Source organism: Desulfovibrio psychrotolerans (genome assembly GCF_013340305.1).
Lineage (GTDB): Bacteria > Desulfobacterota > Desulfovibrionia > Desulfovibrionales > Desulfovibrionaceae > Halodesulfovibrio > Halodesulfovibrio psychrotolerans.
The window spans coordinates 138,157-161,678 of the sequence record NZ_BLVP01000043.1; the positions used below are offsets into that span (position 1 = coordinate 138,157).

Here is a 23,522-nt window from a genome sequence, read left to right on the forward strand (position 1 = left end):
TGCGGCATTTAGAGGGGAGCCTGAACGCCGGCATCTGGCGGCATCCCGCAGCACTGCGGGGTGCCGTTCTTTTTTTTCCTGCGTGCGGCGCGGCTACGGCAGGGGAGGCGCGCCTGTGACCGTGGTGAGGCGCGGCGGGGGGGTATTCCCTTGTTGCGCGGAGTCTTTTCCGGCCAAATGTGCGGGCATGGTGTCCGCCTTTGCCTGCGTTTTTGCTTCCGGCTGTCCAGCGGGTGTTCCCGGTGGCAGGTTTGCAGTCTGTTCCCGCAGGGGCAGGGAGCCCGAAGGCCAGTGCACGCGGATTTGTCCGTGGCGGGCCGTATCGTACAGGGGGATGCCCATGTCCGCCAGAGCCGCACGTACCGCCGGGGAGGGGAAGTTCCACTGGTTAAGCTGCCCCGTGGAACTTATGGCGTAGTGCGGGCGCACTGCCGCGTAGAGTTCCGGCATGAGGCTGGAACGCGCCCCGTGATGCGGCAGCACCAGCACCTCGGCGGAGAGATCTGCCCCGGAGCCCAGCAGGGTCCGCAGGCCCTGCCGTTCAAGGTCGCCCATGAGCAGCGCAAGACCGCGCCCGTGATGCACAAGGCGCAGCACCAGTGCGGCGTTGTTGGCGGAGAGGGGTTTCTCCTGTCCGGCAGCGTTGCGCGCCTGCCCACTGCGGCGCGGGGGGTGCAGCACTTCCAGCCGCAAGCCGTTGTCTTCCCACAGCACATCGCCTGCATACAAGGCCTCATGCGACAACCCTGCCGAAGCCAGAGCGGAGCTGAGCAGGCCTTCATTGGCATGGGAGCCGGGCTGCCCGTTCCCTGCGTAACGCTGCACGCGGGCGTGGCGCAGCGGATAGATGAGGCCTTGCAGGTGGTCGGTATCCGGATGGGAGTTGGCGATGCCATGCAGCGCGGGTGGCATGCGCCATGTAAGCGTGGGTACCACCAGTGATTTGCCTGTGTCGAACCCGGAAAGGCCGAAGCCGCCGCCGTCTACGAGGATGCGTTGTTCATGGGGCAGGGTGATGAGGGCGGCCTGCCCCTGGCCCACGTCCAGCAGGGTAAGGGAGACGCCGCCCGTGCCGCCGTTCAGGGGGCCGGTGGCGTCTGAAAGGCGCGTTGCAAGCGGGGCGCAGAGCAGGCACAGGCCCAGCAGCATGCCCGCTGCCGCAGTCCGGCTGTGGCGGGTGAAGGCCGTAGCCACAAAGAGCAGCACGCACCAGTAGCCGGTTATGGAAAGCCAGTGCGGGCGCAGGGACAGATGCGGGCGCAGCCATCCGGCCTGCTGGAGCGCATCCAGCCCGTCAAAGAGCAGGGTGACGGGCTGGGCGGCGAGCCGGAAGCTCCATGCCGCCATGGCCTGCGTGGCATCTGCCAGCGGCAGGGCAGCCATCTGGCTGAAGGCGAACCCCGCGAGGCTGGCGGGAAGCGTGATCATGCCCAGCACGGGCAGCCAGAGCAGGTTGAGCAGGAACCATGGGCTGACGGTGTTGAAATTCCAGACCACCACGGGCAGCATGCCGAGCTGTATGCACAGGTTGGCGGCCAGCAGCCCGGCTGTGCCGTTGCGCAGCAGGTGGCCAAGCCCCGAAACGCGGCCTGAAATGCTTGCTGAAGTATGGAACAGCCCCCGTTGTGCGCCGGAAAGGGAGCCTGCGGGAAGACCGTGCGGGGCCTGTACCCTTTTGTCAGTGTGTATAGTGCGGAACGGGGGCAGGCGGCGCAGCGCTGCGTTGACGGGGTTGAGAAGCAGGGCCAGCGAGAGCACGGCAAGGGCGGAAAGCTGCAACCGCAGGTCGAACAGAGCGAGGGGGTTGTGCAGGGTGATGAGGGCCACGGCCATGAACACGCCGTCCAGCAGCACGCGCGGGCGGTTGCGCCACAGCAGCAGGCCCCAGCACGCAAACATGAGGGCGGCACGCAGGAGCGAGGGGGTTGCGCCGCCGAGCCATACGTATCCCGCCACAAGCGGTGCCGCAAAGAGCACCGCGAGTTTGGGGCGGGGCAGGCGCAGCAGAATGGCGGGGCAAAGGCGGCCCGCAAGCCACGCAAGGCACCAGCCCAGACCGGAGAGTACGCCGAGGTGCATTCCCGAAAGGGCGAGGGAGTGGGACACGGAGGCCAGCGAGAGCTGTTCCATGCGGTCATAGGTGATGTGGAAGCGGTCGCCGAACAGCAGGGCGGGCACAACGCTCAGGGGGGTGTCGGTCAGTTGCTTGTCTGCCGTAAGGTGCGGCGCGAGGTCCGGTGCCATATCCGGTTCAGGTGCCGGGTTATGTGTCGGTCCAGGCGTCGGGCCTGATGTCATGTCAGACGTCACGCCAGATTTTACGTCAGAGATCGGGCCAGGCGTCGCGCCAGATGCCAAGTCAGATGCCTTACCGGATACCTGACCAGTTACCAGACCGGACACCAGTCCGGATGCCATATCAGATTCCGGGGCCGCTGCCGCACCGGAGATTGGTTTATGCGGGCCTGCGCCCTGCGCCAGAACATTCAGGGTACGCGTACGCAGGGTTTCGCGCAGTTGCCACAGGGCGGAAGGCGTGCAGGAGATGGCAAGATCATAGCCGCTGCCCCGCGACCATACCCGCCAGAGCACGCCCTGATCGCGCCAGTATTGGCCGCTGTCCCACGTGCCGGGGTTCAGGAAGCCGCGCACGGGCTTGATGCGCTGGGTAAGCGAGACCTGCTGTCCCGGCCCTATGCGCGGCATGGTGGCGGGCATGGGCGAATCCCATGTCCACACGGTGCGGCCCGGCAGGGAAACGGTTTCTCCGTTGTCGCGCTGGCAGCGCACATCATCCAGAATAACCTGCAAACGCTCCGCCATGGCAGGCTGCACGGCATACACGGTGCCGGTGATGCGTACCTTTTCGCGCGCGTCCATGAAACCGGGCGTGGGGAGTGGGGCGTTCAGGGCAAGGTGTGCCGCGCCTATACCTGTGCACAGTGCCAGAAGCATGGCGGCAGCCGTGGGGAGGACGGTGCGGGGGGATGCAGGGGCTGGCGGAGGGGCGGGCAGGAGGCGGCTGACCCGGTGGAGCCGGTGGAAAAGATGCTGGCGGAGAGCGGACGTGCCATACCGGGGCCGCAGGCAGGCTCCGAAAAGCAGCGTGCCCGCCACAAGGGCGGGCACGGGAAATCGCACGGACCATATGCCGCACAGCCATGCCAGCACTGCGAACTGCCACGGAAGCAGGGACGGCAGGTTTGGCGTGGCGTCCGGTGTGGCGTCCGGCATGACATCCGGCATGACATCCGGTTTGACATCCGGCCGGATTGCCGGACGGTGCCGGGGGGTATCTGCTGGCTGCACGGGGCGGCCCGGATTATTCTTCCGTTTCCTGCATGCGCTCTATGCGGGCACCCACGGGGTTGAGCTTTTCTTCAATGCGCTCATAGCCGCGGTCCAGATGGTAGATGCGCTGCACATGGGTTTCGCCGGAGGCGGCAAGGCCCGCCAGCACAAGCGAGGCACTGGCGCGAAGGTCGGATGCCATGACCGGGGCTCCGGTGAGTGCCCGACCGCCCTTGATGCGGGCGGTGCGGCCCACAAGGCGCACGTCCGCACCCATGCGCACCAGTTCCAGCACGTGCATGAAGCGGTTTTCGAAAATGGTTTCCTCTACCATGCCGGCACCTTCTGCAACGCACATCAGGGCCATGAACTGGGCCTGCATATCCGTGGGAAAACCGGGGTAGGGCTGGGTGGTTATATCCACCGAGCGCAGGTCGCCTGTGTGGCGCACGCGCAGTCCGCCTTCTTCGCGGCTGACGTGAACGCCCATCTCGCGCAGTTTGGAAATAACGGCGTCCAGCGCCTCCACGGGGCAGTTTTCCAGCAGCAGGTCGCCGCGGGTGATGGCGGCGGCAACCATGAAGGTGCCTGCCTCGATACGGTCGGGCATGATGGGGTATTCGCAGCCGTGCAGCCGCTGCACGCCCTGAATGCGGATGACGTTGGTGCCGTGGCCTTCTATCTTTGCGCCGCAGGCGATGAGGAAGTTGGCAAGGTCCACCACTTCCGGTTCGCGGGCGGAGTTTTCGAGAACGGTTTCGCCTTCGGCAAGGGCGGCGGCCATGAGCAGGTTTTCTGTGCCGCCCACGGTGATCTTGTCGAACACGATGTGCGCGCCGCGCAGTTTGTCCACCTTGCCGATGATGTAGCCGGAATCAAGGTCGAAGGTAACGCCCATCTGTTCCAGCGCCGCGAGGTGCAGGTTTACGGGGCGCGCGCCTATGGCGCAGCCGCCGGGGTAGGCAACCTTGGCGTAGCCCAGCCGTGCCAGCAGCGGGCCGAGGCACAGCACCGAGGCGCGCATGGTCTTGACCAGATCGTAAGGCGCCTCCGGCTTGGGTTCGCAGGGGCGGGTGCGTACCACGCCGTCCGTGAAGGTGGCGGGGCAGCCAAGGATTTCCAGCAGCTTGATGGTGGTGCGGATATCCTTGAGGTTGGGCACGTTGGTGAAGACGGTGGGGTCCTCCAGCAGGATGGAGGCCATGAGGATGGGTAGTGCGGCGTTTTTTGCACCGCTTATGCGGATCGTACCCTTGAGCGGCACGCCGCCCTTGATGACGAGTTTTTCCATGTTGCTCCCTTGTGGGTAGAAGTAGGTATGTCTGCGGCAGATTGCACGCGGGCTGCACCGGGGTGTATCCGACATCCGTCGGGGGGGGGCGTTCCGGGCGGCAATCCCTTGTACGCCGCCGTTTGACAGGGAGCAAATCATTTTTAGGCGCGGGGAAAATGTACTTGACCACGGCATGCGCTCCATGTATAAGCCCCTTCTTGTCTGTGGCGGATGTAGCTCAGTTGGCAGAGCACACGGTTGTGGCCCGTGTTGTCGTGGGTTCAATCCCCATCATTCGCCCCATTCAGATGAAAATGCCCCGCGCGAGCGGGGCTTTTTTTTGTGGTTATGCGTTCTGCCAGTTCTGAACTGTTCTGAAAAGTTCCTCAGTGCTCTTTAGGCGCGGCCTGCGGGCATAGTTCCAGCAGGTGGCGCATGGAATCGCAAGCGATGCGCAGTTCGCTTTCCAGCTCGTCCAGCAGGGGGGGGACGGCGTCAAAGTTTTTACGTGTGGTCTGCTCCACATCCAGCGCAACCAGACGCAGGGCATTGGCGGAAACATTGCCTGCCGCACCCGCCACGGTGTGCGCCTTGCGGCTGAGGGATTCTGCATCGCCCTGTCTGTGGAGGGCGCGCATGTCTTCTGCCGCATGGGCATAGGCACCCAAAAATCCTTCCAGAATTTTCATGTACAGCCATTCCTTGCCGCTTACCCGCTGCACGCCTTCTGTCACATCCAGACCGGGCATGAGGTCGGGCAGGGGGTGGGTGCAGGCAGTATCTTCCGGAACTTGCTGCCGGTCGGGGGACGGGAGCGGTTGCGGGGGAACGCCAGCCTGGGGCGGAGAAGGAAAAACGGAGCGTTCTCGGGCCGGAGTGCCCGGATTGCTGCCCTGACTATTCTGATTGCCCTGATTGTCCTGATTGTTCGGGTGGGATGTGTGGCCCGCATTGTCCGGGAACGTCACGTTGTCCAGAAAGTTTTTGTTGCCCGCGTTGCCCGTTTCAGCGTTGCCGTCCGTACCTCCCGCCCCGTTCTGCCTGACCGTTGCGTCGGCGTTCTGCTGGCTGCTGCCCGCGCCGAGCCATTTGCGCAGAACGCTGAACAGCACCCGGCGCTCTATGGGCTTGGTAACGTAGTCGTTCATGCCCGTTTTCAGGGCAAGGTGCCTGTCCTCATCCATGACGTGCGCGGTCATGGCGATAATGGGCAGATGGTCGTATTCAGGCGATTTGCGGATGATGCGCGTGGCTTCGAATCCATCCATCTCCGGCATCTGCAGGTCCATGAGCACCACATCGAAGGTGGCAGAGGCAAGGTGCTCCAGCGCCTTGCGCCCATTATCCGCAATGGTGACGTGTATTCCTTCGCTGGCGAGTACCTCGCGCGCCACATGCTGGTTGATGAGGTTGTCTTCTACCAGCAGGGCGCGCACACCCACGAAGTTGCCTTCCGGCACGGCGGCTTCCTCTACGGGAGGCTGCACGGCGTGGCCGAAGGTTTCCAGTATTACGCGGTGCAGCGAGGCAATTTTGACAGGCTTGAGCAAGAAGGCGCGGATGCCCAGTTTTTCTGCCCGTTCCACCTCGTTTTCCCGCCCGAAGGCTGTCATGAGCATAACGGGGGGCAGTGCAACCTTGCGCGCCAGCAAGGTTTCCACCAACTGCAGCCCGTCCATGCCGGGGAGCCGCCAGTCCAGCAGCAGCAGGCCGAAATCGCCCGCCCGGTGTTCCAGCACTTCCAGCGCGGCAGGACCGTCCGCAAGGGACTGGCACCGCATGCCCATGGAAGAAAGCATTTTTTCTATGACGTTGCGGTTGCTGACGTTGTCTTCCACAAGCAGCACGGGGCGCGCGCACACGTCTTGCGGGAGTGCATACTGCCCCCGCAACTGGTTTTCTGCCAACGGCAACTCCACCGAGAACCGGAACGTGCTGCCCTTGCCCTCTTCGCTCTCCACGGAAATGCTGCCGCCCATGAGCTGAACCAGTTCGCGGGCAATGGCCAGCCCAAGGCCCGTGCCGCCGTATTTGCGGGTGGTGGAGCCATCTGCCTGCGTGAACATGTCGAACACATGGGCCTGCCGGTCTGCACGGATGCCGATGCCCGTGTCGCGTACCGAAATGTCAAGCCGGGCATGCTGGCCTGTCTGCTGCCGGGAGGAGATGGCGATGCACACCTCGCCCTGCTCCGTAAACTTGAAGGCGTTTGTTACCAGATTGATGAGCACCTGCTTTATGCGCAAAGGATCGCCCAGAAAGCAGAAGGGCACGTCTGCATCGACATCTGCCACCAGTTCCACGCCTTTTTCCGCCACCCGGTCGCCGAAGAGGTCTGTTACCTCTTCCAGCACGGTGCGCAGGTCGAAGGGGATGATTTCCAGCTCGAGCCGCTGAGCCTCTATTTTGGAAAAATCCAGAATGTCGTTGACAATGCCCAGCAGCGACCGCGAGGAGGTCTTGATAATTTTAAGGTATTCCAGTTGTTTGGCGGATAGTCCGGAGCGCTCTGCAATATCTGCCATGCCGATGATGGAGTTCATGGGGGTGCGCAGTTCATGGCTCATGTTGGCCACAAATTCGCTTTTTGCCCTGTTGGCATCTTCTGCCCGCTGCCGGGCTTCTTCCAGTTCCACCGTGCGCTCTGTCACGAGGGCTTCCAGATGCTTGCGGCGGTTGTTCAGCATCTGGTCGCGCGCTTCTATACGCTCCAGCATGTCGTTAAAGCTGTCGATGAGCGAGCCTATCTCGTCATCGTGCACCTTTTCTGCCCGTACGGAGTATATTTTATCTTCGGTTATGGAGCGGGCGGTGTCTGAGAGGTGCTGCAAGGGGCGGATTACCACGCGCCGTGCCGCAAGCAGGATGATACAGCCCAGCAGGGAAACAAGGGCAATGGTGCGTGCCCCGGTGGCAACCAGCTGGTCGTAAAGCTCCTTGCGCACGGTGTCTGACGACACCATGACCAGCACGCTGCCCACGAAGCGGTCTTCCATGCGCAGTTCTTCGGAATAGAGCAGCATGTTTCCGGTATGCTGCGCCGGAACGGTGAACAGGCGGGTGCCATCGTTCTGCATGCCGAAGAAGACGTTGCGGCCATCCTCTTCCAGCACCAGCAGGGCATGGATGCGCGGGTCTGTCAGTTCTGAGAGCATGATGGATTCTACCGCGCGCACGTCCACGTTCCATACCGGGCGCAGCAGAATGCTGGCACTGCGCTCTGCCAGCCGCCGGGTGAACTCTTCCAGTTCACTGTATTTCTGCCTGCTGACGGAGAGGTAGTCCCACGCGCTGAACAGCAGCAGAACCAGCGTGGAGGATGCGACCACAAGAAAGGCCAGTTTTGCCTGCAGGCTGCTCAGTCCGTAATGTCGGGTGTTCTTCATGCGTAAGCCCCGTTCGGGCGGTTTGCCGGAATACGTGGCTTTCCGGCGGTGGAGTGGTGTGCACCGCGACAGAGTGTCTTCAGCGTGTTCATATCACGAAAGAAAGCCCGGCGCACCATGTGACATGCTTTTTTTTATGCATGCCCGCGCGTCTGGCGTTTCGGATTATCCGTTACGTCCCCGCAGGGCCTGACGCAGGAAAAAGATATCAGGACTATGGAACCATAGTGCCGTAACCATGTAGCATGCAATGATAATCGGAATGGCGGCCAAGGCCCACGATCCGGCGAGCAGGACGCATGCCCGGGAGAGGACGAACACTCCCGCGCTCATGGCGGCGTAGAGGCATGGCAGGCGGTATTCCATAGAGCGGTAGGTGGGGGGCGCGTTGTCCGGGAAGGGCGCCGTGGCAGCGTTATCCGGGGAGGGTGCCGTGGCAACGTTATCTCGAAAGGGCACGGGGGCAGGGGGTGTGTGCGCGGGGTTTGCCAACGCGCTGTCTGCTCTTGCGTCTGCGGCGGCGAACAGGGCTTGTTCCCGCCTTGCAAGCAAGTGGTGAAGCAGGAGTACATTGGCCCAGGACCCCAGTGTTACCGCCACGGCAAGGCCTGTGTGCCCCATGGGCTGCATGAGCGCAAGGCCGGAAGCGGTGGTGACAAACAGGCCGCCCACGGCGGCGGCAACGGGGGTGCGGGCATCGCGCCGGGCGTGGAAGGCCGCAAGCAGCGGGCGCGCGGCGGCAAAGGCCGGCAGCCCCGCCGCATAGCCCCACAGCGCAAGCACCGTGCCGTGCACATCTGCCGGGCCGAAGGCACCGCGGCCGAACAGCACGTTTACGATGGGTTCTGCCATGCCCGCCAGTCCCGCAGCGGCGGGAAGGCTGATGAACAGGGTCAGGCGCATTGAGGTGGCAAGGGTGGACCGGAAGGCCGCATGGTCGCCCTTGGCTGCCAGCGAGGCAAGGGCGGGCAGGGCTGCTGTGCCCACGGCAAGGCCGAACACGCCGAGGGGAAACTGCACAAGCCTGTCTGCGTAGTACAGATGCGAGATGCTGCCTTCCGGCAGCAGTGAGGCGAGCATGGTGGTGACCACGATGCTGACCTGATAGACTGCCGCGCCGAACACGGCGGGGAGCATGCGGCTGCCCACCCTGCGCGCGCCTTCATCGCTCAGGGAGCAGGTGCCGCGCGGGGAAAAGCCCCTGCGGCGCAACGCGGGCAGTTGCATGGCCACCTGCAGGACACCCGCCGCAAGCAGGCAGACGCCCAGTGTTTCCGGTACGGGCAGGTCTGCCGCCAGCGCCGTGAACGCCCCGGCGATGAGGGCCACATTCAGCACGCAGGGCACAAGGGCGGGCACAAGAAAATGCCCCTGCGCCTGCAGTATGCCGGAAAACACGGCAGCGACGCAGATGAGCGGGGCATAGGGAAAGCACAGGCGTACAAGGTCTGCCGTGCGGGCGAACAGCTCCGGCGCGGCAAGGAAGCCGGGGGCGAGAACGGCGGTTATGGAGGCGGCTCCCGCATGGGCGGCAAGGCTTACGGCACCGAGGATGAGCACCAGCCACGCAAGGCAGGCGCGCACCATGGCGTAGGCCCGGTCTGTGCCCGATGCCTGGCGTACGTGGGAAAATTCGCTGACCAGCGAAAGGGAGAGCGAGCCTTCTCCGAACAGGCGGCGCATGAGGTTGGGGAGCCGCAGGGCGATGAAAAAGGCATCTGCAAGGGGGCCTGCGCCCAGCACGGCGGCCACGGCGCAGTCGCGCGCGAATCCCAGCACGCGGGAAACGAGGGTGGCTCCGCCCACAATGGCGGCATTGCGTGCCAGGGTCTGCTCGTGCGTCATCAGTACAGATATTTGGGTTTGAGCGTGCTCTCCGCCGCCGTTGCCGTCTCCTGCGCCATGGATTCCTGCGCCTGCCGTTCGCGCAGGCGTTCCTCCTGCCGCAGGGCGCGGCGGCGTTTGGCTTCCTCGTTGCGGCGGGCGTGGGTGGGAGTTTCCAGAATCAGCGGCGGCGCGGGCGTGGGTTTGCGTTGTTCGTCCATGGAAACGAAGGTGAGATAGGCCGAGGCGATATGGCGCACGTCGCCGGTGAGCAGGTTTTCCGCCTCCACGCGTACGCCTACTTCCATGGATTTGGAGCTTACCATGTTTACGCTTGCCCGCAGAATGAGCAGTTCGCCCACATGGGCGGGGGCCTTGAACTCCATGCGGTCTATGGAGGCCGTGACCACCGTGCAGCCACGGGCGTGACGCATGGCGCAGACGGCTCCGGCAAGGTCTATCTGCTTGAGAATGACACCGCCGTGCACGTTGCCCGCCGGGTTGGCATCTTCCGGCAGTGCCCGGTGCGTGGTGGTGGTTTCGCTTTCGCTGACTTTGCGTCCTTCCATGGTGTCTCCGTTCTTGGCGATTCGCGGCAAAATTTCCGGAAACAACGCTCCGGCAGGCAACGATACTGCGCTTTTGGCACTGCGGCAAGCCGGGGTTGCGGTGCGATGCGGGAGGGTGACGGCGGCAGCCGTTCCGAGTATACAGGGCGGGGGGGGCGGCAGCATGGATGGTCCGGATGCGGATTGTCATGGGCATGCGCTTCTTGACGATGTGGTACCTGCGGCGTAGCACGATAATACGAAAGAAGGGCAAGGTGCATGGACAGCCAGACCGGCACGGTGAAGACAGGCAGAGAGAGCCGTTTACGCGAAGGAACAGGGTTTCTGCGGGTACGCATAGCCGTGCGGGACATTGCCGGACGGCTGAGTAACCACCCTGTGCTGCTTTCCATGCAGCGGGGGCTTGCTCTTGTGCTGCCGCTGGTCATGGTGGGCGCCCTTGCGCTGACCATTCGGGATTTTCCTGCCGCAGCCCTTCCCCGGCTGCTTGATTCCCTGTTCGGCGGCGTGTGGCGCGAAGTGTGCGATGCAATTATCGCCGGGTCGTTCGGCATAGCCGCGCTGGGGGTGTTATGCGCCTACAGCGCCGCCACCGCAGCTATTCACAACCAGCGGCGGGCCGACCTTGCGGTGAGCCCGGCCATGACCACGGTGGTTGTGCTCTCCTGTTTTTTTGTGCTGGCCGCGCCTCCGAGTGATGTGGCGTGGAATGCGCTGTTGTCCATGAATCCCGGCCTGCCGCTTGCCATCATCGTGGCTGCGGCGGGCAGTGCTGTTTTTCTGCGCCTGTGCCGGGTGCGCGGCCTGCAACTGCCCATGGGCACGGTGGGCAGCGATCCCGTTGTGCGCGACGTGCTGACGCTTACTCCCGCAGCCATGCTGACCATTCTGCTGTTTGCCGCAGGGCGTGTACTGTTTGCGTCCGCCGGGGTGACTGATCCGGGCACGTCGCTGGGGTTGCTGTTTGTGGACGTGTTCCGCAACGCAGGCGACGGTCTGGGCTACGGGCTGGCCTATGTGGGCTTTACTCAGGTCTTGTGGCTGTTCGGGGCGCACGGGCCGAACATGCTTCCTTCTCTGGAGGCAGGTCTGCACATTCCTGCCGCGCTGGCCAATGTGCAAGCCCTTGCCATGGGGCAGGAGCCTGCCTTCGTTTTTACCAAATCCTTTTTTGACGCCTTTACCCGCATGGGCGGGTCCGGCTGCACGTTGTGCCTTATCGCGGCGATTCTGCTGCGGGGCAAGAACAGCGGCAACGCACGGCTGTGCCTCTTTGCCCTGCTGCCTGCGCTGTGCAATGTGAACGAGCCGGTTCTGTTCGGCATTCCGCTGGTGCTGAACCCGGTATACGCCATTCCGTTTGTGGTTACGCCGCTGGCGCAGACCCTGCTGGCGTATTGGGGGACGATACTGGGTCTTGTGCCGCACACGGTGCCGGGGGGCGCGTGGACAACGCCTGTCTTTTTCAGCGGCTTCATGGCCACAGGCTCATGGGCGGGTGTAGCCATGCAGGCGGTTAACCTTGTGCTGGGCGTGCTGCTGTATCTGCCCTTTGTGCGGTTTGCGGACGCGCTGTGCGAGAGGCAGGGCAGGCGGGTGATGCACGAGTTGGCGGAGGCGGCGGAAAGCCGCGTGCCCGGTCCCAACGGGTATAAGTGCCTTGACCGCCCCGGAGATGCGGGGCGCGTTGCCAAGGTGCTTGCCAACGATCTGGAGCGGGCGCTGGCGACCAACACCCAGCTCTTTCTGGAATATCAGCCGCAGGTGGACAGCAAGAACATTCGAGTGGTCGGGGTGGAGGCACTGCTGCGCTGGCGGCATCCCGTGTACGGCATGATTCCGCCCTGCATAACCGTTGCGCTGGCAGAAGATACCGCAACCATAGGCAGGTTGGGGCTGTTTGTGCTGAGTGAAGCCTGCGCGCAACGGCAGGCGTGGCTCGGGTGGGTTCCCGAAGGGCTTGTCATGTCTGTGAACGTGAGCCCGCCGCAGCTCAGGGACCCGGAATTTGCCCGCAGGGTGCTGGCTGTGCTGGCAACACATGACCTGCCGACAGAGCTTCTGGAACTGGAGATAACGGAGACATCGATTCTCTCGCCTGGGTCCGGGGAGATGGAACGGCTGCGCCTTTTGCGTAGTAAGGGGGTGCGCGTGGCCATTGACGACTTTGGCATGGGGCACACTTCGCTGCGGTATTTACAGGAGTTTCCCGTGGATACGGTGAAGATTGACCGTTCCCTGACCGTTTCCGGGCCGGACGGGGTGAGCGGCCATATTGTGCACAGCATTGTGGATTTGGCAGGCAGGCTGAATATTGCCACCGTGGTGGAAGGGGTGGAAACGCTGGAGCAGCTGGAGCGGTTCGGTGCGTTGGGGTGCACGCTTTTTCAGGGCTACCTGTTCAGCCGCCCGCTTTCCGGCGAGGAGTGCCTGAGCTTTATCCGTAGGCAGCAGAAGCCGCGCAAATAAGCGTCTCCTCCGCGTCAGCCCGTTTTCTCCCCTGCCGGTACCCGCCGATATCTGCCGATACCTGTCAGTACATTCCCCGTTTGCGGTAGGCGCGGGTGACAGAGATTTCCACCACCACGAAGAGCAGCACCGGAACCGCCAGAAAGAGCAGCGTGAGCAGGCTTGCCACGGAGCGGTTGGCATCGCCCAGATGGGGAAACAGGTAGCCCGTGTACGAGGGCACCACCCCGCCGCCGATGAGAAAGACCAGAAAATACTCGGAAAAGGCCACCAGAAACACCACGCTGCCGCCTGCAATGATGGCGGGCACCAGCAGGGGCAGTTCCACCCGCACCAGCCGTATCCACCAGTTGGCACCCAGGTGCTGCGCATACTGCCCGTATTCCGGCCCGAAGGACTGGAACCCCGTTATCAGCGCGCGCAGCATGTAGGGATAGCTGAAGGTGGCAAGGGCAAGTACCACGCCGGGCAGCGAATCTGCAAGGCCCACCCGGATGAAAAGATAATGGATGCCCATGGAAAAGGTCATGGCGGGCACCAGCGCGGGGGCGAGGAGCAGGCCTTCCAGCAGGGTTTTACCCCTGAACGTGTGGCGGGCGAAGTGGTGGGCGGGGGCAAGGCACAGGACAAGGGTGAGAGCGGTGGTGAGCAGCGAATAGAGCACGGAAAAGCCCAGATGCCGCGCGATGTCTGCCTGCCTGTGCGTGAGGAAGGCCGCCCCCTGCCCGGACCATTGCGCGGGAAGCAGGTCCGGCCATTGCCAGCCGGGAGCGGCGGCGTAGAGTATGAGCACCACCAGCGGCCCCGCGAACAGGACAAAGAAAAGGCACAGCAGCAGTGCCTTGGCGGGCAGGTTGACTGTGCGGCTCACAGTTTGCGCTCCGTGAGGGGGATGTGCGGTGCGGCATTATGGACGGAAGGCGGGCCACCCTTGGCGGCAGCCGGAGCATAGGGTCTTCCCCGGACGGAAAACCGCCGGGCGGCGCGGGTGTAGAAGACGATGAAGGCCAGCGAGAACAGGAACATGCACACCAGAATGGCCATGGCGGCGGGGCGGTGGCTGAGGTCGCGCTGGAAGTAGAGGGAGTATGCCTCTATGCCGGGCATGGCGGGGCGGCTTTCGCCCAGCATGAACGGGATTTCAAACGCCCCGAAGGCGTGCAGGAACAGTATGATGAACGAGGTGTGCAGCACCGGTGCAAGGTGCGGCAGCAGGACGCGCCGCCACTGCATGCCCATGCCTGCACCCAGCATGCGCGCGGTTTCCAGCATGCGCGGGTCCAGCCGCTTGAGCGAGGCGTAGGCCATGAGGATGACGAACGGCGTCTGCTTGTACACATAGGCCATGATCATGCCCGAACCGCTGCCCCCGAAAAGTATGGAAGGAAACTCCTCCTGCCCGGAAATAAGCCCTGCATGGTAGGCGGCGGCGGAAAGCACGCCGGACCGGGCGAAGAACACCAGCACGATAAAGGCCACGGCAATGTGCGGCAGGATGAGCGGAATTTTGTATACCACGCCCATCTGCTGCATGCGGGACGGCATGCGCCAGAGTCCCACGGCAAGCAGGGTGCCCAGTGCCACCGATGCGGCGGCGGACACAAAGCCTACCCGCAGCGAGAGAAGGAATGAGGCCGCCATGTGCGGGGTGAGCAACTGCCGATAGGCATCGCCCGCAGAACCCTGATGGGGGAAGGGCAGCCACCACCCCAGCGATTGTGCCACAGCCAGTGCGAGTCCTCCGGCAAAGAGCAGCAGGAAGGGCAGCAGGACCGGAGCGAGCTTGAGGATGGTGTGCAGGGCGGGGCGCATGGTGCTCCTTGGGGCGTGGGCTGTAGGCCAGCAATGTCGCGACGGAAAGGTCGCCGGGGCCGCTGCCGGGGCATTGAAGGCCGCTAAAGGCCATTAACGGCCTGTCCGGGCTGGTAAATGGCGGCAGCCGCATGCCATGATAGCCTTGCGGCGGGACAATGGCAACGCCGTACGCTGGCAACGCTGTACGCTGGCAACGCCGCGCGCTTGCCAGCCGCTCCCGCGTGGGGTACAGGCAGGGCGCGCCGCCCGCTTACGGGCGCGCCGGAGGATGGCACCATGCAGCTGGAAGGAACCACCATATATCTTGCTCCGCGCGGATTTGAGGAAGATCTGGGCAGGGAACTGCGCAACGTTGTCGAGCAGCGGGGCAGACTGTTCATTGCTGAGGGACCGCCGCAGAACCCGGTGTGGGCGCAGAACACGTGGCTTGCCCCCGTGTCTGTTCCCGTGGAATCCATTGCGGACGGTGCGCGCAGGCTTAAAGCCATGCAGCGCAACTGGTGGCTGCACAGCACGGGGTTTCATCGCCGCGCGCGGCTCATACAGGACAAGCTGCCACATGTTTCCGCCAAGCCTCTGGTCTTTGGGACCCGACCGCCGGAGGCACCGCTGGGGTCGTGGACCCTGTGGGAAGAGAATCTCATCATCGCCTCGCCCGCCTGCACCAGCACCTTTCCCGACGGCGAGGTGGTGTTTGAGGAAAATAAAACCGTGCCGCCCACCCGTGCCTATCTGAAGTTGTGGGAGCTGTTCACCCTGCTGACCGTGCGCCCGCAGCCGGGAGAATTGTGCCTTGATCTGGGCAGCAGCCCCGGCGGCTGGTCATGGGTGCTGGCGGAAATGGGTGCGCGGGTGTTCAGCATAGACAAATCTCCGCTTGCGGACCACATTGCCGCTCATCCCAACATCAACTGGTGCGCGGGCAGTGCCTTCGGGCTGGACCCGCGCCATGCCGGGGCGGTGGACTGGTTGTTCTCTGATGTCATCTGCTACCCGGAACGGCTGCTGGAAATGGTGCGCCGATGGCTGGAGCACGGCACCTGCCGTAACTTTGTCTGCACCATCAAGCTGCAGGGTCAGGGGGATATGGAGGTGGTGCGCCAGTTTGCCGCCATTGCCGGTTCCCGGGTGATGCACCTTTCTGCCAACAAGCATGAGCTTACGTGGGTGAAGCTGGGCTAGCCGGTCTGCGTGAACGGGGCGACAGCGGGTTCCGCGACTGTTGACCCGTTGCCCGGCCCTATGCCCGGCCCGTTACCCCCGTTACCCCCGTTACCTGTTGATAAGACGTTCGCCGGGCAGTTGCCTGAAGGTCTGATGCCTGCTGATCAGGTGGTTGCCCGTCAGGAGTTCGTCAGGTGCCCGCCAGTCAGGAGTTCATTGGCCGGGAACGGACGGGATATGCGCGTGCTGCCGCCATGGGAGTGCGCCGCCTTTCGTGATTTGTTGCGCCATCCTATTGTACCATAACGCAATCGTTGCTATATTTATCCCAAACAGTGTGGAATGAGAGCCGTTCCGCACCCCCTTTGCGTCCCGGACGGGCAGACATCCTTTTCGCTGCCAGATGTTATTATCACCGGACGCTACGGTCCCGGACGCCATTGTCGCCGGACGCGGGGGAAGGAGCGGCACACGCGGCGCAGCGGATGCGCAACGGGGTGGCGGAACGAACGCAGGCAGCGCACATGTCCAGCAGACGGAGGTATCTCATGATGAACTTCAAGAAGATTCTCGTACCGGTTGACGGCTCCAAGTATTCGCAGCTTGCGAAACGCAAAGCCATGGGCATGGCTTCCTCCACGGGAGCCGAGATCATTCTGCTGTATGCCATGGGCAAGGTGCCCAGCCTTATCGGTGGGCTTGCCCGCGAGGAACTGGTCACCGAGCTGACGCGGCAGGGCAAGGCGTTGCTGGAGCCCTACCGCAAGGTGCTGGACGAAAAGGGCATCCGTTATCAGGAGATGCTGGAGCCCGGCGACCCCGGCGATGTGATCTGCGAAGTGGCAAAGCGTGAAGGGTGCGACCTTATTGTCATCGGCTCGCGCGGGCTGAACGATCTGGGCAGCATGGTGCTGGGCAGCGTGACCCACCGTGTGCTGCATATGTCGGACCTGCCCGTGCTGGTGGTGCGGTAGCGGCATCCGCTGCGACAGACAGAGCCATTGGCGGAACAATTGATGGAACAACTGGCGGGAGTGACCGTGTCATTCCCATCCGGAAATAGAAACAACCCCGGCGGTTTGTTCCGCCGGGGTCTTGTTATTCCATGCCGTAGCGTCTGAGTTTGTTGTGCAGGGTGGCGCGGGTTATGCCCAGCCTGCGCGCGGCCTCGCTCTTGTTGTCTCCGCATTCCTTAAGGGTGGCCATGATGGCCCGCCGTTCCAGTTCGTCCAGTGAAAGACCCGCAAGGGCAGGCTCGCCCGTGGCGGAAATGGGCACATCGGTAAGGGGGGCATCGCTGAGATTGCGGGGCAGTTCGCGCAGGGTGATGTATTCTCCGGTGGTCATGATCACGGCGCGCTCCATGGCGTTTTCCAGTTCGCGCACGTTGCCGGGCCAGTCGTGCCGCACTAGGGCGTCCATGGCCTGCGGGGTGGCTCCCTTGACCATCTTGCGGTTCTTTTCCGCGAACCGGCGCAGGAAGAAATCTGCCAGCAGGGGGATGTCGTCCCGCCGTTCGCGCAGGGGCGGCACACGCAGACCGATGACGTTGAGCCGGTAGTAGAGGTCTTCACGGAAAGTACCCGCCTGCACTTCTTCGAACAGGTCGCGGTTGGTGGCGGCAATGACCCGCACGTTTACATTGAGCACGGTATCGCTGCCCACCCGCTGCACCTCGCCCTGCTGCAGGGCCCGCAGCAGCTTGGATTGCAGCAGCAGGGGAATTTCTCCTATCTCGTCCAGAAACAGGGTGCCGCCGTCGGCCTGCATGAAGCGGCCCTCGCGTCGCTTGTCCGCGCCGGTAAACGCGCCGCGCTCGTGGCCGAAGAGTTCCGATTCCAGCAGGGTATCCGTCAGTGCCGCGCAGTTTACGGCCACAAAGGGCTTTTCTGCCCGCGCGCTTGCCGCGTGGATGGCGTGGGCCACCAGCTCCTTGCCGGTGCCCGATTCGCCGCTGATGAGCACGGTGGCGTCTGTGGGGGCCACGGTGTGGATCATTTCCGCCAGTTCCAGCATGGCTGCGCTTTTGCCCACAATATCCGTGTGCCCGCGCCCTTCCAGACGTTCGCGCAGGGTGCGGTTTTCGCTGGCAAGGCGGGTATGGTCCAGCATTCTTTCCAGCGTTAGGCGCAGCACGTCAAAGTCCAGCGGCTTGGTCAGGTAGTCGTAGGCCCCTATTTTCAGAGCCTCCACGGCGGTTTCCACAGAGGAAAAGGCGGTCATGATGAGCACGGGGATGGCGGGGTTGAATGCCTTCATGCCCCGTAACGCCTCTATGCCGCCCATGCGTACCATGCGGATGTCCATGAGCACGGCGTCATAGGGGCGGGTGTGCACCTTTTCCACGGCCACCGAGCCGTCATCTGCCTCGTCAACCTCGTACGTCCAGCCCTTGAGCAGGGTGCGCAGCATGGTTCTGTGGGCGGTGTCGTCATCCACAACCAGAATGATGCTCATATCCGTATCTCCTTGCACGGGGGCGGCACAGGGACACCGTATTCCGTGCGGCGGTTCATGGGGTTGTTTCCGGCTGCGCGGGGGGCAGCAGGATGGTGAAGGTGGTTCCCCTGCCTTCCGTGCCGTCTGCGGGCACTTCGCCTTGAGGCTGTTGCGGGCCGGGTGCCGCATGCACCGTTCCCCCGTGGGCTTCCACTATCTTGTGTACGATGGCCAGCCCCAGCCCGGTGCCCTGACTCTTGGTGGTGAAGTAGGGGTCGAAGATGCGGTCGCGCGCCTCCGGCGAGATGCCGTGCCCCGTATCGGAGACGCGCACCCGGAGCATGCCTGCCTCGTCCGTATCTATGCGCAGGGAAAGGCTGCCACCGTCGGGCATTGCTTCCATGCCGTTGAGGCAGACATTCAGCAGTGCCTGCGCGAAACGGTCCGGGTCCAGATTCACGAAGGGAAGGTGCGGTGCGTTTTCCAGCGAAAGGGAAACTCCCTGCGCTGCCGCGTCCGGGCCGAGCAGCCGCAGGCAATGGTTGGCCAGCCCTGCCACGTCTGTGGGGACGCGGTTCAGGTCAGAGGGGCGGGCAAGGCCGATAAGGTCGGTGATGACGCGGTTCAGGCGGTCCACCTCCTGCACCAGAATGCCTGCGGCGGCGCGGTCTTCGCTGTCTTCCGGGAAGCGGGTGCCGAAATAGGTGGCGTAGCCTTTGATGGAGCTGAGCGGATTGCGTATTTCGTGCGCCACGCCTGCCGCCAGTGAGCCGATGGCGGCCAGCTTTTCCTTGCGGCGGACCTCTTGCTGCAGGCGGCGTACCTCGCTGAGGTCGCGCAGGATGATGATATCGCCCACATGACCTACCATGGAGCCGTTGCGGGCGGTTTCTCCCGGCGCATCGTCCGTCAGCACCCGTGCTCCGCTTATGCCCACGGGCACGTCCGAGCCGCCCGCAAGCCTGCATTCCGCCTCGGTTTCATGCAGGCGTCCGTGGGTGTTCAGCGCGGCCAACGCCCCGGTGACGGCGGCGGGCAGCACGTCCTGCGGACGCTTGCCCCGCACGGAATCCAGCGTTACGCCGAGCAGCCCTTCTGCCTTGTCATTCAGAAAGGCGATGCGGCCTGTTGCATCCACCAGCACCAGCCCGTCCGGCAGGCTGGCGATGATTTCTGCGGAAAAAGCCTGAGAATCCTTGAGCATGCGGCGTGAGCGGCGCACATTCTGCGCCCAGATGAGCGAGGTGAAGCCCGCGAATCCGAGCAGCAGCAGAATGGCAGCCATGACAATGGTGTGCCGCCTGTCATCGGCGCGTGCCTGTTCAAAGGGGGTGACGTCCATGCCCACATAGATGACCGGGGGCGGGCTGTCCGGCGAGGTGAAGAAGCTCATCAGCCCGCGCTGGGCATTGCGCATGGGGCCCATGCCGCCCTGTCCCGGAAGAGGGGCATCTCCCAAAAGGTCAGGGAAAGCATCATCCCCGTGCCTGTTCCCGCCGTTTCTGCCCCGCAGGGATTCGCGTCCCTGAAGGGGGGTGAACCGGCGGTAGACCACAAACGCCCGGGTGTTTTCCTTTGCCATGATGCGCCACGAAACAGCCTCGTCCGGCTGCAGTTGGGACATATCTTCCGGCGAGAAGACCACCGCCCCCTGCTTGTCCGGCTCGCTGTGCGCCAGCACCCTTCCGGCGTGGTCTGTGACCATGATGAAAAGGATATCGGGCTGTGCCGCCATCTCTTCCACCAGTACCTGCATGCGCATCTCTGTTCCCAGCCGGTGGCGCATGCCTGTGCGTGCGCCCGCTTCCAGAGCCTTGATGAGCGCCGCCCCCTTTTCTTCCAGAATGCGGGCCATCTGCTTGCCGTCCCTGTCCAGATTGCGCAGCGTCATGGCAAGGATGATGACACCCAGTATTACGGCACCACCGATGACCAGCCATGGCGAGGCAAAGGGGCCGGGCAGGCGTTGTTCCCTGTGCAGTTTCATTGCGTTCAGTTCCATAGTGGCGGCGGCTCCGTTTGGGGGTGGACAACCCTTATACAGGTGTTCGTTTTTTATACACCCTGTTTCGGTGCGCTGTACAGTTCTTATACACTGCAGCATGCCCTGCAGGGCTGCGCGTTGCCGGCCACGTTGTTTTTTACATAGTGTTTCAGTGTGTTGCGACAGTGTTTGCGTGTTGGCACGCCCGTTGCTCTATACGAAGCAAGCAAAACGCGAACCACTGAAATTTTTCAGATACACTACAGTAGACAGAATTGGAGGATACTCATGAAAATCACTCACGTAATGATAGCCCTGATGACGGTTGCCCTGCTGGGCACGGCGGCTGTTTCTTTTGCGGGCATGCGCGGCGGCATGGGCTGCGGATGCGGCAGCATGATGGGCCAGTCTATGGATGGCGGTCACGCCGGCATGATGATGGGCAAGGGCCACGGCAAAGGACATGGCAAGATGCAGGGTGGAAAGGGCTTCATGCAGAACCTGACCCCGGAGCAGCAGGAGAAGTTTGGCGCACTGAGCGATGCCTTTGGCAAGAAGACCGAAGCCCTGCGCGCGGACATGTGGGCCAAGCACACCGAACTGCAGGCACTGACCAACAACCCCAAGGTTGAGCCCAAGTATATTACCAAGCTGGTGCAGGAACTCAAGGAACTGAACCTTGCCATGCAGGCGGAACGCACCGCGTTTCACGCACAGGTTGAAAAGGAAGTGGGCATAAAGAATTTTGGTCGCGGCTTCGGTGCCGGATGCATGCCTGCGGGTAATGCGGTTGACGCAGGCGCGGAAGGCGCGGACGCTCAGGCTCCCGCAGCAGGACATGACGGTCATTAAGATCAGTACAGGACGCAAATACCTCCTTCACGCCTCCTCATGATACACCCCCGGCCAGACGGTTTTACCGTCCGGCCGGGGGCGAATCATTTGTACCGGGCGGCGGGGTGAAGGTGCATCTATCCCCCGGAACAATAAGCATCTTCCTGCATCGGGCTTGCAACCTTGCAGAAAATGGGGCACTACTGTCCGCAGTTGCTGTGAGGACGCAGCCTCGCCTTTTTCCCGAATCAGGAGCATCCTTTGTGCTCTTTTTTCCGGCGCGGACGTCTGCCGAACAACCTGCAGGAGAAACCATGCCCACTTCTCCCCCCGTGAATTCCGCCTTGCAGCGCAAGCTTGCCGCCCTGCTGGAGCATCTGAAGGAGCGCGGTGTTTCCGGCACTGCGGTTCTTGAGGCCACCTGCGACCTGCTGCGGGCAAAGAAGGGCAGCCGCCCCGGAGGCGGAGCAGAAAATATTGCCCGTACACCCGGCCTTTCCACCCGGCACTGCCCCGATGCGGGCACCCCCGGCACCGACTGATTCTGGTTCGGCCTTTCCCCTCTTTTTATCATTTATTTCAGTGTTGTGGCGCGTTGATTTGTGCGCAACATCCTCTGCTGCGCCGTGTACACCGAGGCTGATTCCTGTGCGGAACACTCTAAAGGACGCGGCGATCTTTGTTTTGGCACACCCTGTGCTTTCTTAAGAACCGTAAGGAAATCTTTGCCGCGCGCAAGGCTCTGTTCATGGAAACGGTTTCGGGCACCGTGTTTCCGTGAGGGCGGAGGTACATCGCGCGAGGAACACTCTGCGGGCTGGCGCCCGCGAGGGGGGCGATCATGGGTCTGACGGCACTGTATACCGGCGCAAACGGCATGAAGACGCTGTCCACGGGGATGCAGGTTGTGGGTAACAACCTTGCCAACGTGAACACGGTGGGCTTCAAGCAGCAGATGGCCATTTATCAGGATATGCTGAGTACCGGCGTGTCTTCTGCCTCGGTCAACGGGGCGGGGCGTGCGGACGGCGCGGCTGTGGGGTACGCCCAGCTGGGCATGGGTGTTTCCATGGCCGAGGTGCGCACCATACACAGGCAGGGCTCATTTGACATAGCCAACGAGGTGACTGACCTTGGCATTGGCGGTATAGGCTTTTTCGGCGTCAGCCGGAACGGTGTGACGCACTATACCCGTGCGGGGAACTTCCGGTTCGACAAGTCGGGCTACCTGACTGACCCTTCCGGCTTCCGGCTGCAGGGCAAACCCATTGTCAACGGCGTTGCCGGAGGCACAGGCGACCTGCGGCTGGATATAAACCAGAACGGCAAGGTGGTGCTGCCCGCCAGTCCCACCCAGAGCGTGCGGCTTATAAGCAATCTCGGCTCGGTGGATGACCTTGCGTCCGATACCTCTGATCCCTTCTTCTCGCTTGCAAAGACGTGGGACGGCACGCAGGAGCCCCCGCTGGGCAACGGCGCCTTCTCCCACAGTTCTACCATGCGCGTGTATGACGCGGACGGCAATGCCCGCGATCTGACCATATACTTTGACGCCGTGAACGGGGTGAGCAACGCCGGGGGGAACAGGTATTTCGAGTATATCGTCACCATGCCTCCCTCGGATGACGGGCGTTCTTTCTCCGGCGCGGGCAAGGGGCTGCTGCTGGCGGGCACGCTGACCTTCGGTTCCGGCAATACCCTGACCGACATGACAGCCTTTGTGCCGGGGCAGGATACGTCCAACCTGAGCAGCTGGGCACCTGCATCGTTCAGCGCGGGCGGGCTGCCGCAGTTTGACGTTTCGTTCCTGGGTCAGGGCGGGGGCGCAGGCGGAACGCAGACCATTTCTCTGGACTTGGGGGTGAGCAACCCCGGCGGCGCGTGGACCAGCACCGCCACCAGCGCGGGTGCCGTGGGCAATAACGCCGCCAATCTTCCCGGCATGGCGCAGGCTACCCCCGGTGCTTCCAACACCACTGCGTACAATGGCGCTTCTTCCACCCTGCTGCAGCGTCAGGATGGCTACGGAGAAGGGTATTTGCAGAATCTGTCCATCGGGCGCGATGGCGTGATGACCGGCAAGTTCAGCAACGGTGAAAGCGCGGACCTGTTCCAGATATCCATCTACCGTTTTACCAGCGAATTCGGGCTGAAGCGGGAGGGCGGCAACCATTTTTCCGCCACCAACGCCTCGGGCGCAGCGCAGGAAGGTGTGCCGGCTTCCGAGAACTACGGCTACATTGCTGCCAAATCCCTTGAGCAGTCCAATGTGGATATGGCCACCGAGTTTGTGAACATGATTGTCACCCAGCGCGGTTTCCAGTCCAACAGCAAGATCATTACCACACAGGACCAGATGATTCAGCACGCCTTGCAGATGAAGCGGTAGCCGCACTCCAGGGCAGCGGCATGCATGGCCTGTAATTCCGATCTATTATCCGGGTCGGATATGCCCCGGAACGGGGCCGGAATTT

At 63.0% G+C, this 23,522-nt stretch carries 15 protein-coding genes and 1 tRNA gene; 7 read left to right on the forward strand and 9 right to left on the reverse strand.

Translation table 11 applies throughout. The features are described from left to right. Positions 1–93 precede the first annotated feature (93 nt). Together HUV26_RS16305 and murA are read right to left on the reverse strand one after the other, a co-directional pair. The gene (locus HUV26_RS16305) at positions 94–3,246 is read right to left on the reverse strand and encodes a ComEC/Rec2 family competence protein (RefSeq protein WP_174411197.1); all 3,153 of its coding nucleotides are present in this window, start codon (positions 3,244–3,246) and stop codon (positions 94–96) included. Positions 3,247–3,322: 76 nt separating this feature from the next. Further along, positions 3,323–4,582: a UDP-N-acetylglucosamine 1-carboxyvinyltransferase gene (gene murA, locus HUV26_RS16310; protein WP_174411198.1), complete on the reverse strand. Its 1,260-nt coding sequence runs from the start codon at positions 4,580–4,582 to the stop codon at positions 3,323–3,325. 209 nt (positions 4,583–4,791) lie between these two features. Here murA and HUV26_RS16315 point away from each other — a divergent pair. Continuing rightward, positions 4,792–4,867, forward strand: a tRNA-His gene (locus HUV26_RS16315). Positions 4,868–4,950: 83 nt separating this feature from the next. Here the strand turns inward: HUV26_RS16315 and HUV26_RS16320 are convergent. From HUV26_RS16320 to HUV26_RS16330, 3 genes are all read right to left on the reverse strand, one after another. Next, positions 4,951–7,950 carry a hybrid sensor histidine kinase/response regulator gene (locus HUV26_RS16320; RefSeq protein ID WP_174411199.1) on the reverse strand — a complete coding sequence of 1,000 codons (3,000 nt, stop codon included), beginning with the start codon at positions 7,948–7,950 and terminating at the stop codon, positions 4,951–4,953. Positions 7,951–8,115: 165 nt separating this feature from the next. Next, complete coding sequence (gene murJ / locus HUV26_RS16325) at positions 8,116–9,795, reverse strand: murein biosynthesis integral membrane protein MurJ (protein ID WP_174411200.1); 1,680 nt, start codon at positions 9,793–9,795, stop codon at positions 8,116–8,118. Then, positions 9,795–10,343, reverse strand: coding sequence for an acyl-CoA thioesterase (locus HUV26_RS16330; RefSeq protein ID WP_174411201.1), 549 nt, complete (start codon positions 10,341–10,343; stop codon positions 9,795–9,797). Before HUV26_RS16330 ends, murJ begins: the two co-directional genes overlap by 1 nt. 258 nt (positions 10,344–10,601) lie before the next feature. Here HUV26_RS16330 and HUV26_RS16335 point away from each other — a divergent pair, with 258 nt between their 5' ends. After that, positions 10,602–12,812: an EAL domain-containing protein gene (locus tag HUV26_RS16335; protein WP_174411202.1), complete on the forward strand. Its 2,211-nt coding sequence runs from the start codon at positions 10,602–10,604 to the stop codon at positions 12,810–12,812. A gap of 64 nt (positions 12,813–12,876) precedes the next feature. Here HUV26_RS16335 and HUV26_RS16875 read toward each other — a convergent pair whose 3' ends face one another. Together HUV26_RS16875 and HUV26_RS16880 are read right to left on the reverse strand one after the other, a co-directional pair. Then, positions 12,877–13,683 (reverse strand): ABC transporter permease, encoded by an 807-nt coding sequence (locus HUV26_RS16875; RefSeq protein ID WP_243451424.1) that lies wholly within the window; start codon positions 13,681–13,683, stop codon positions 12,877–12,879. After that, positions 13,680–14,624, reverse strand: a complete 945-nt coding sequence (locus HUV26_RS16880; RefSeq protein WP_174411203.1) for an ABC transporter permease — start codon at positions 14,622–14,624, stop codon at positions 13,680–13,682. The genes HUV26_RS16875 and HUV26_RS16880 overlap by 4 nt, the downstream gene beginning before the upstream one ends. 279 nt (positions 14,625–14,903) lie before the next feature. On the opposite strand from HUV26_RS16880, the gene HUV26_RS16350 reads away from it, so the two are divergent. Together HUV26_RS16350 and HUV26_RS16355 are read left to right on the forward strand one after the other, a co-directional pair. Next, entirely contained in the window at positions 14,904–15,809 is a 906-nt protein-coding gene (locus HUV26_RS16350) for an SAM-dependent methyltransferase (RefSeq protein ID WP_174411204.1), read from the forward strand. Between the two features lie 530 nt (positions 15,810–16,339). After that, entirely contained in the window at positions 16,340–16,765 is a 426-nt protein-coding gene (locus HUV26_RS16355) for a universal stress protein (RefSeq protein WP_243451425.1), read from the forward strand. Between the two features lie 124 nt (positions 16,766–16,889). Here the strand turns inward: HUV26_RS16355 and HUV26_RS16360 are convergent, their stop codons facing one another. Continuing rightward, positions 16,890–18,248, reverse strand: a complete 1,359-nt coding sequence (locus HUV26_RS16360; RefSeq protein ID WP_174411205.1) for a sigma-54-dependent transcriptional regulator — start codon at positions 18,246–18,248, stop codon at positions 16,890–16,892. 55 nt (positions 18,249–18,303) lie between these two features. Further along, a complete protein-coding gene (locus HUV26_RS16365) occupies positions 18,304–20,232 on the reverse strand; it encodes an ATP-binding protein (RefSeq protein WP_174411206.1) in 1,929 nt (642 codons plus the stop codon). A 270-nt stretch (positions 20,233–20,502) separates the two neighbouring features. Between HUV26_RS16365 and HUV26_RS16370 the strand changes: the two genes are divergently transcribed. From HUV26_RS16370 to HUV26_RS16380, 3 genes are all read left to right on the forward strand, one after another. Beyond that, positions 20,503–21,066 carry a periplasmic heavy metal sensor gene (locus HUV26_RS16370; protein ID WP_174411207.1) on the forward strand — a complete coding sequence of 188 codons (564 nt, stop codon included), beginning with the start codon at positions 20,503–20,505 and terminating at the stop codon, positions 21,064–21,066. 296 nt (positions 21,067–21,362) lie between these two features. Next, positions 21,363–21,590, forward strand: coding sequence for a hypothetical protein (locus tag HUV26_RS16375; RefSeq protein ID WP_174411208.1), 228 nt, complete (start codon positions 21,363–21,365; stop codon positions 21,588–21,590). Positions 21,591–21,889: 299 nt separating this feature from the next. Further along, positions 21,890–23,437, forward strand: coding sequence for a flagellar hook protein FlgE (locus tag HUV26_RS16380; protein ID WP_174411209.1), 1,548 nt, complete (start codon positions 21,890–21,892; stop codon positions 23,435–23,437). Positions 23,438–23,522: the final 85 nt, after the last annotated feature.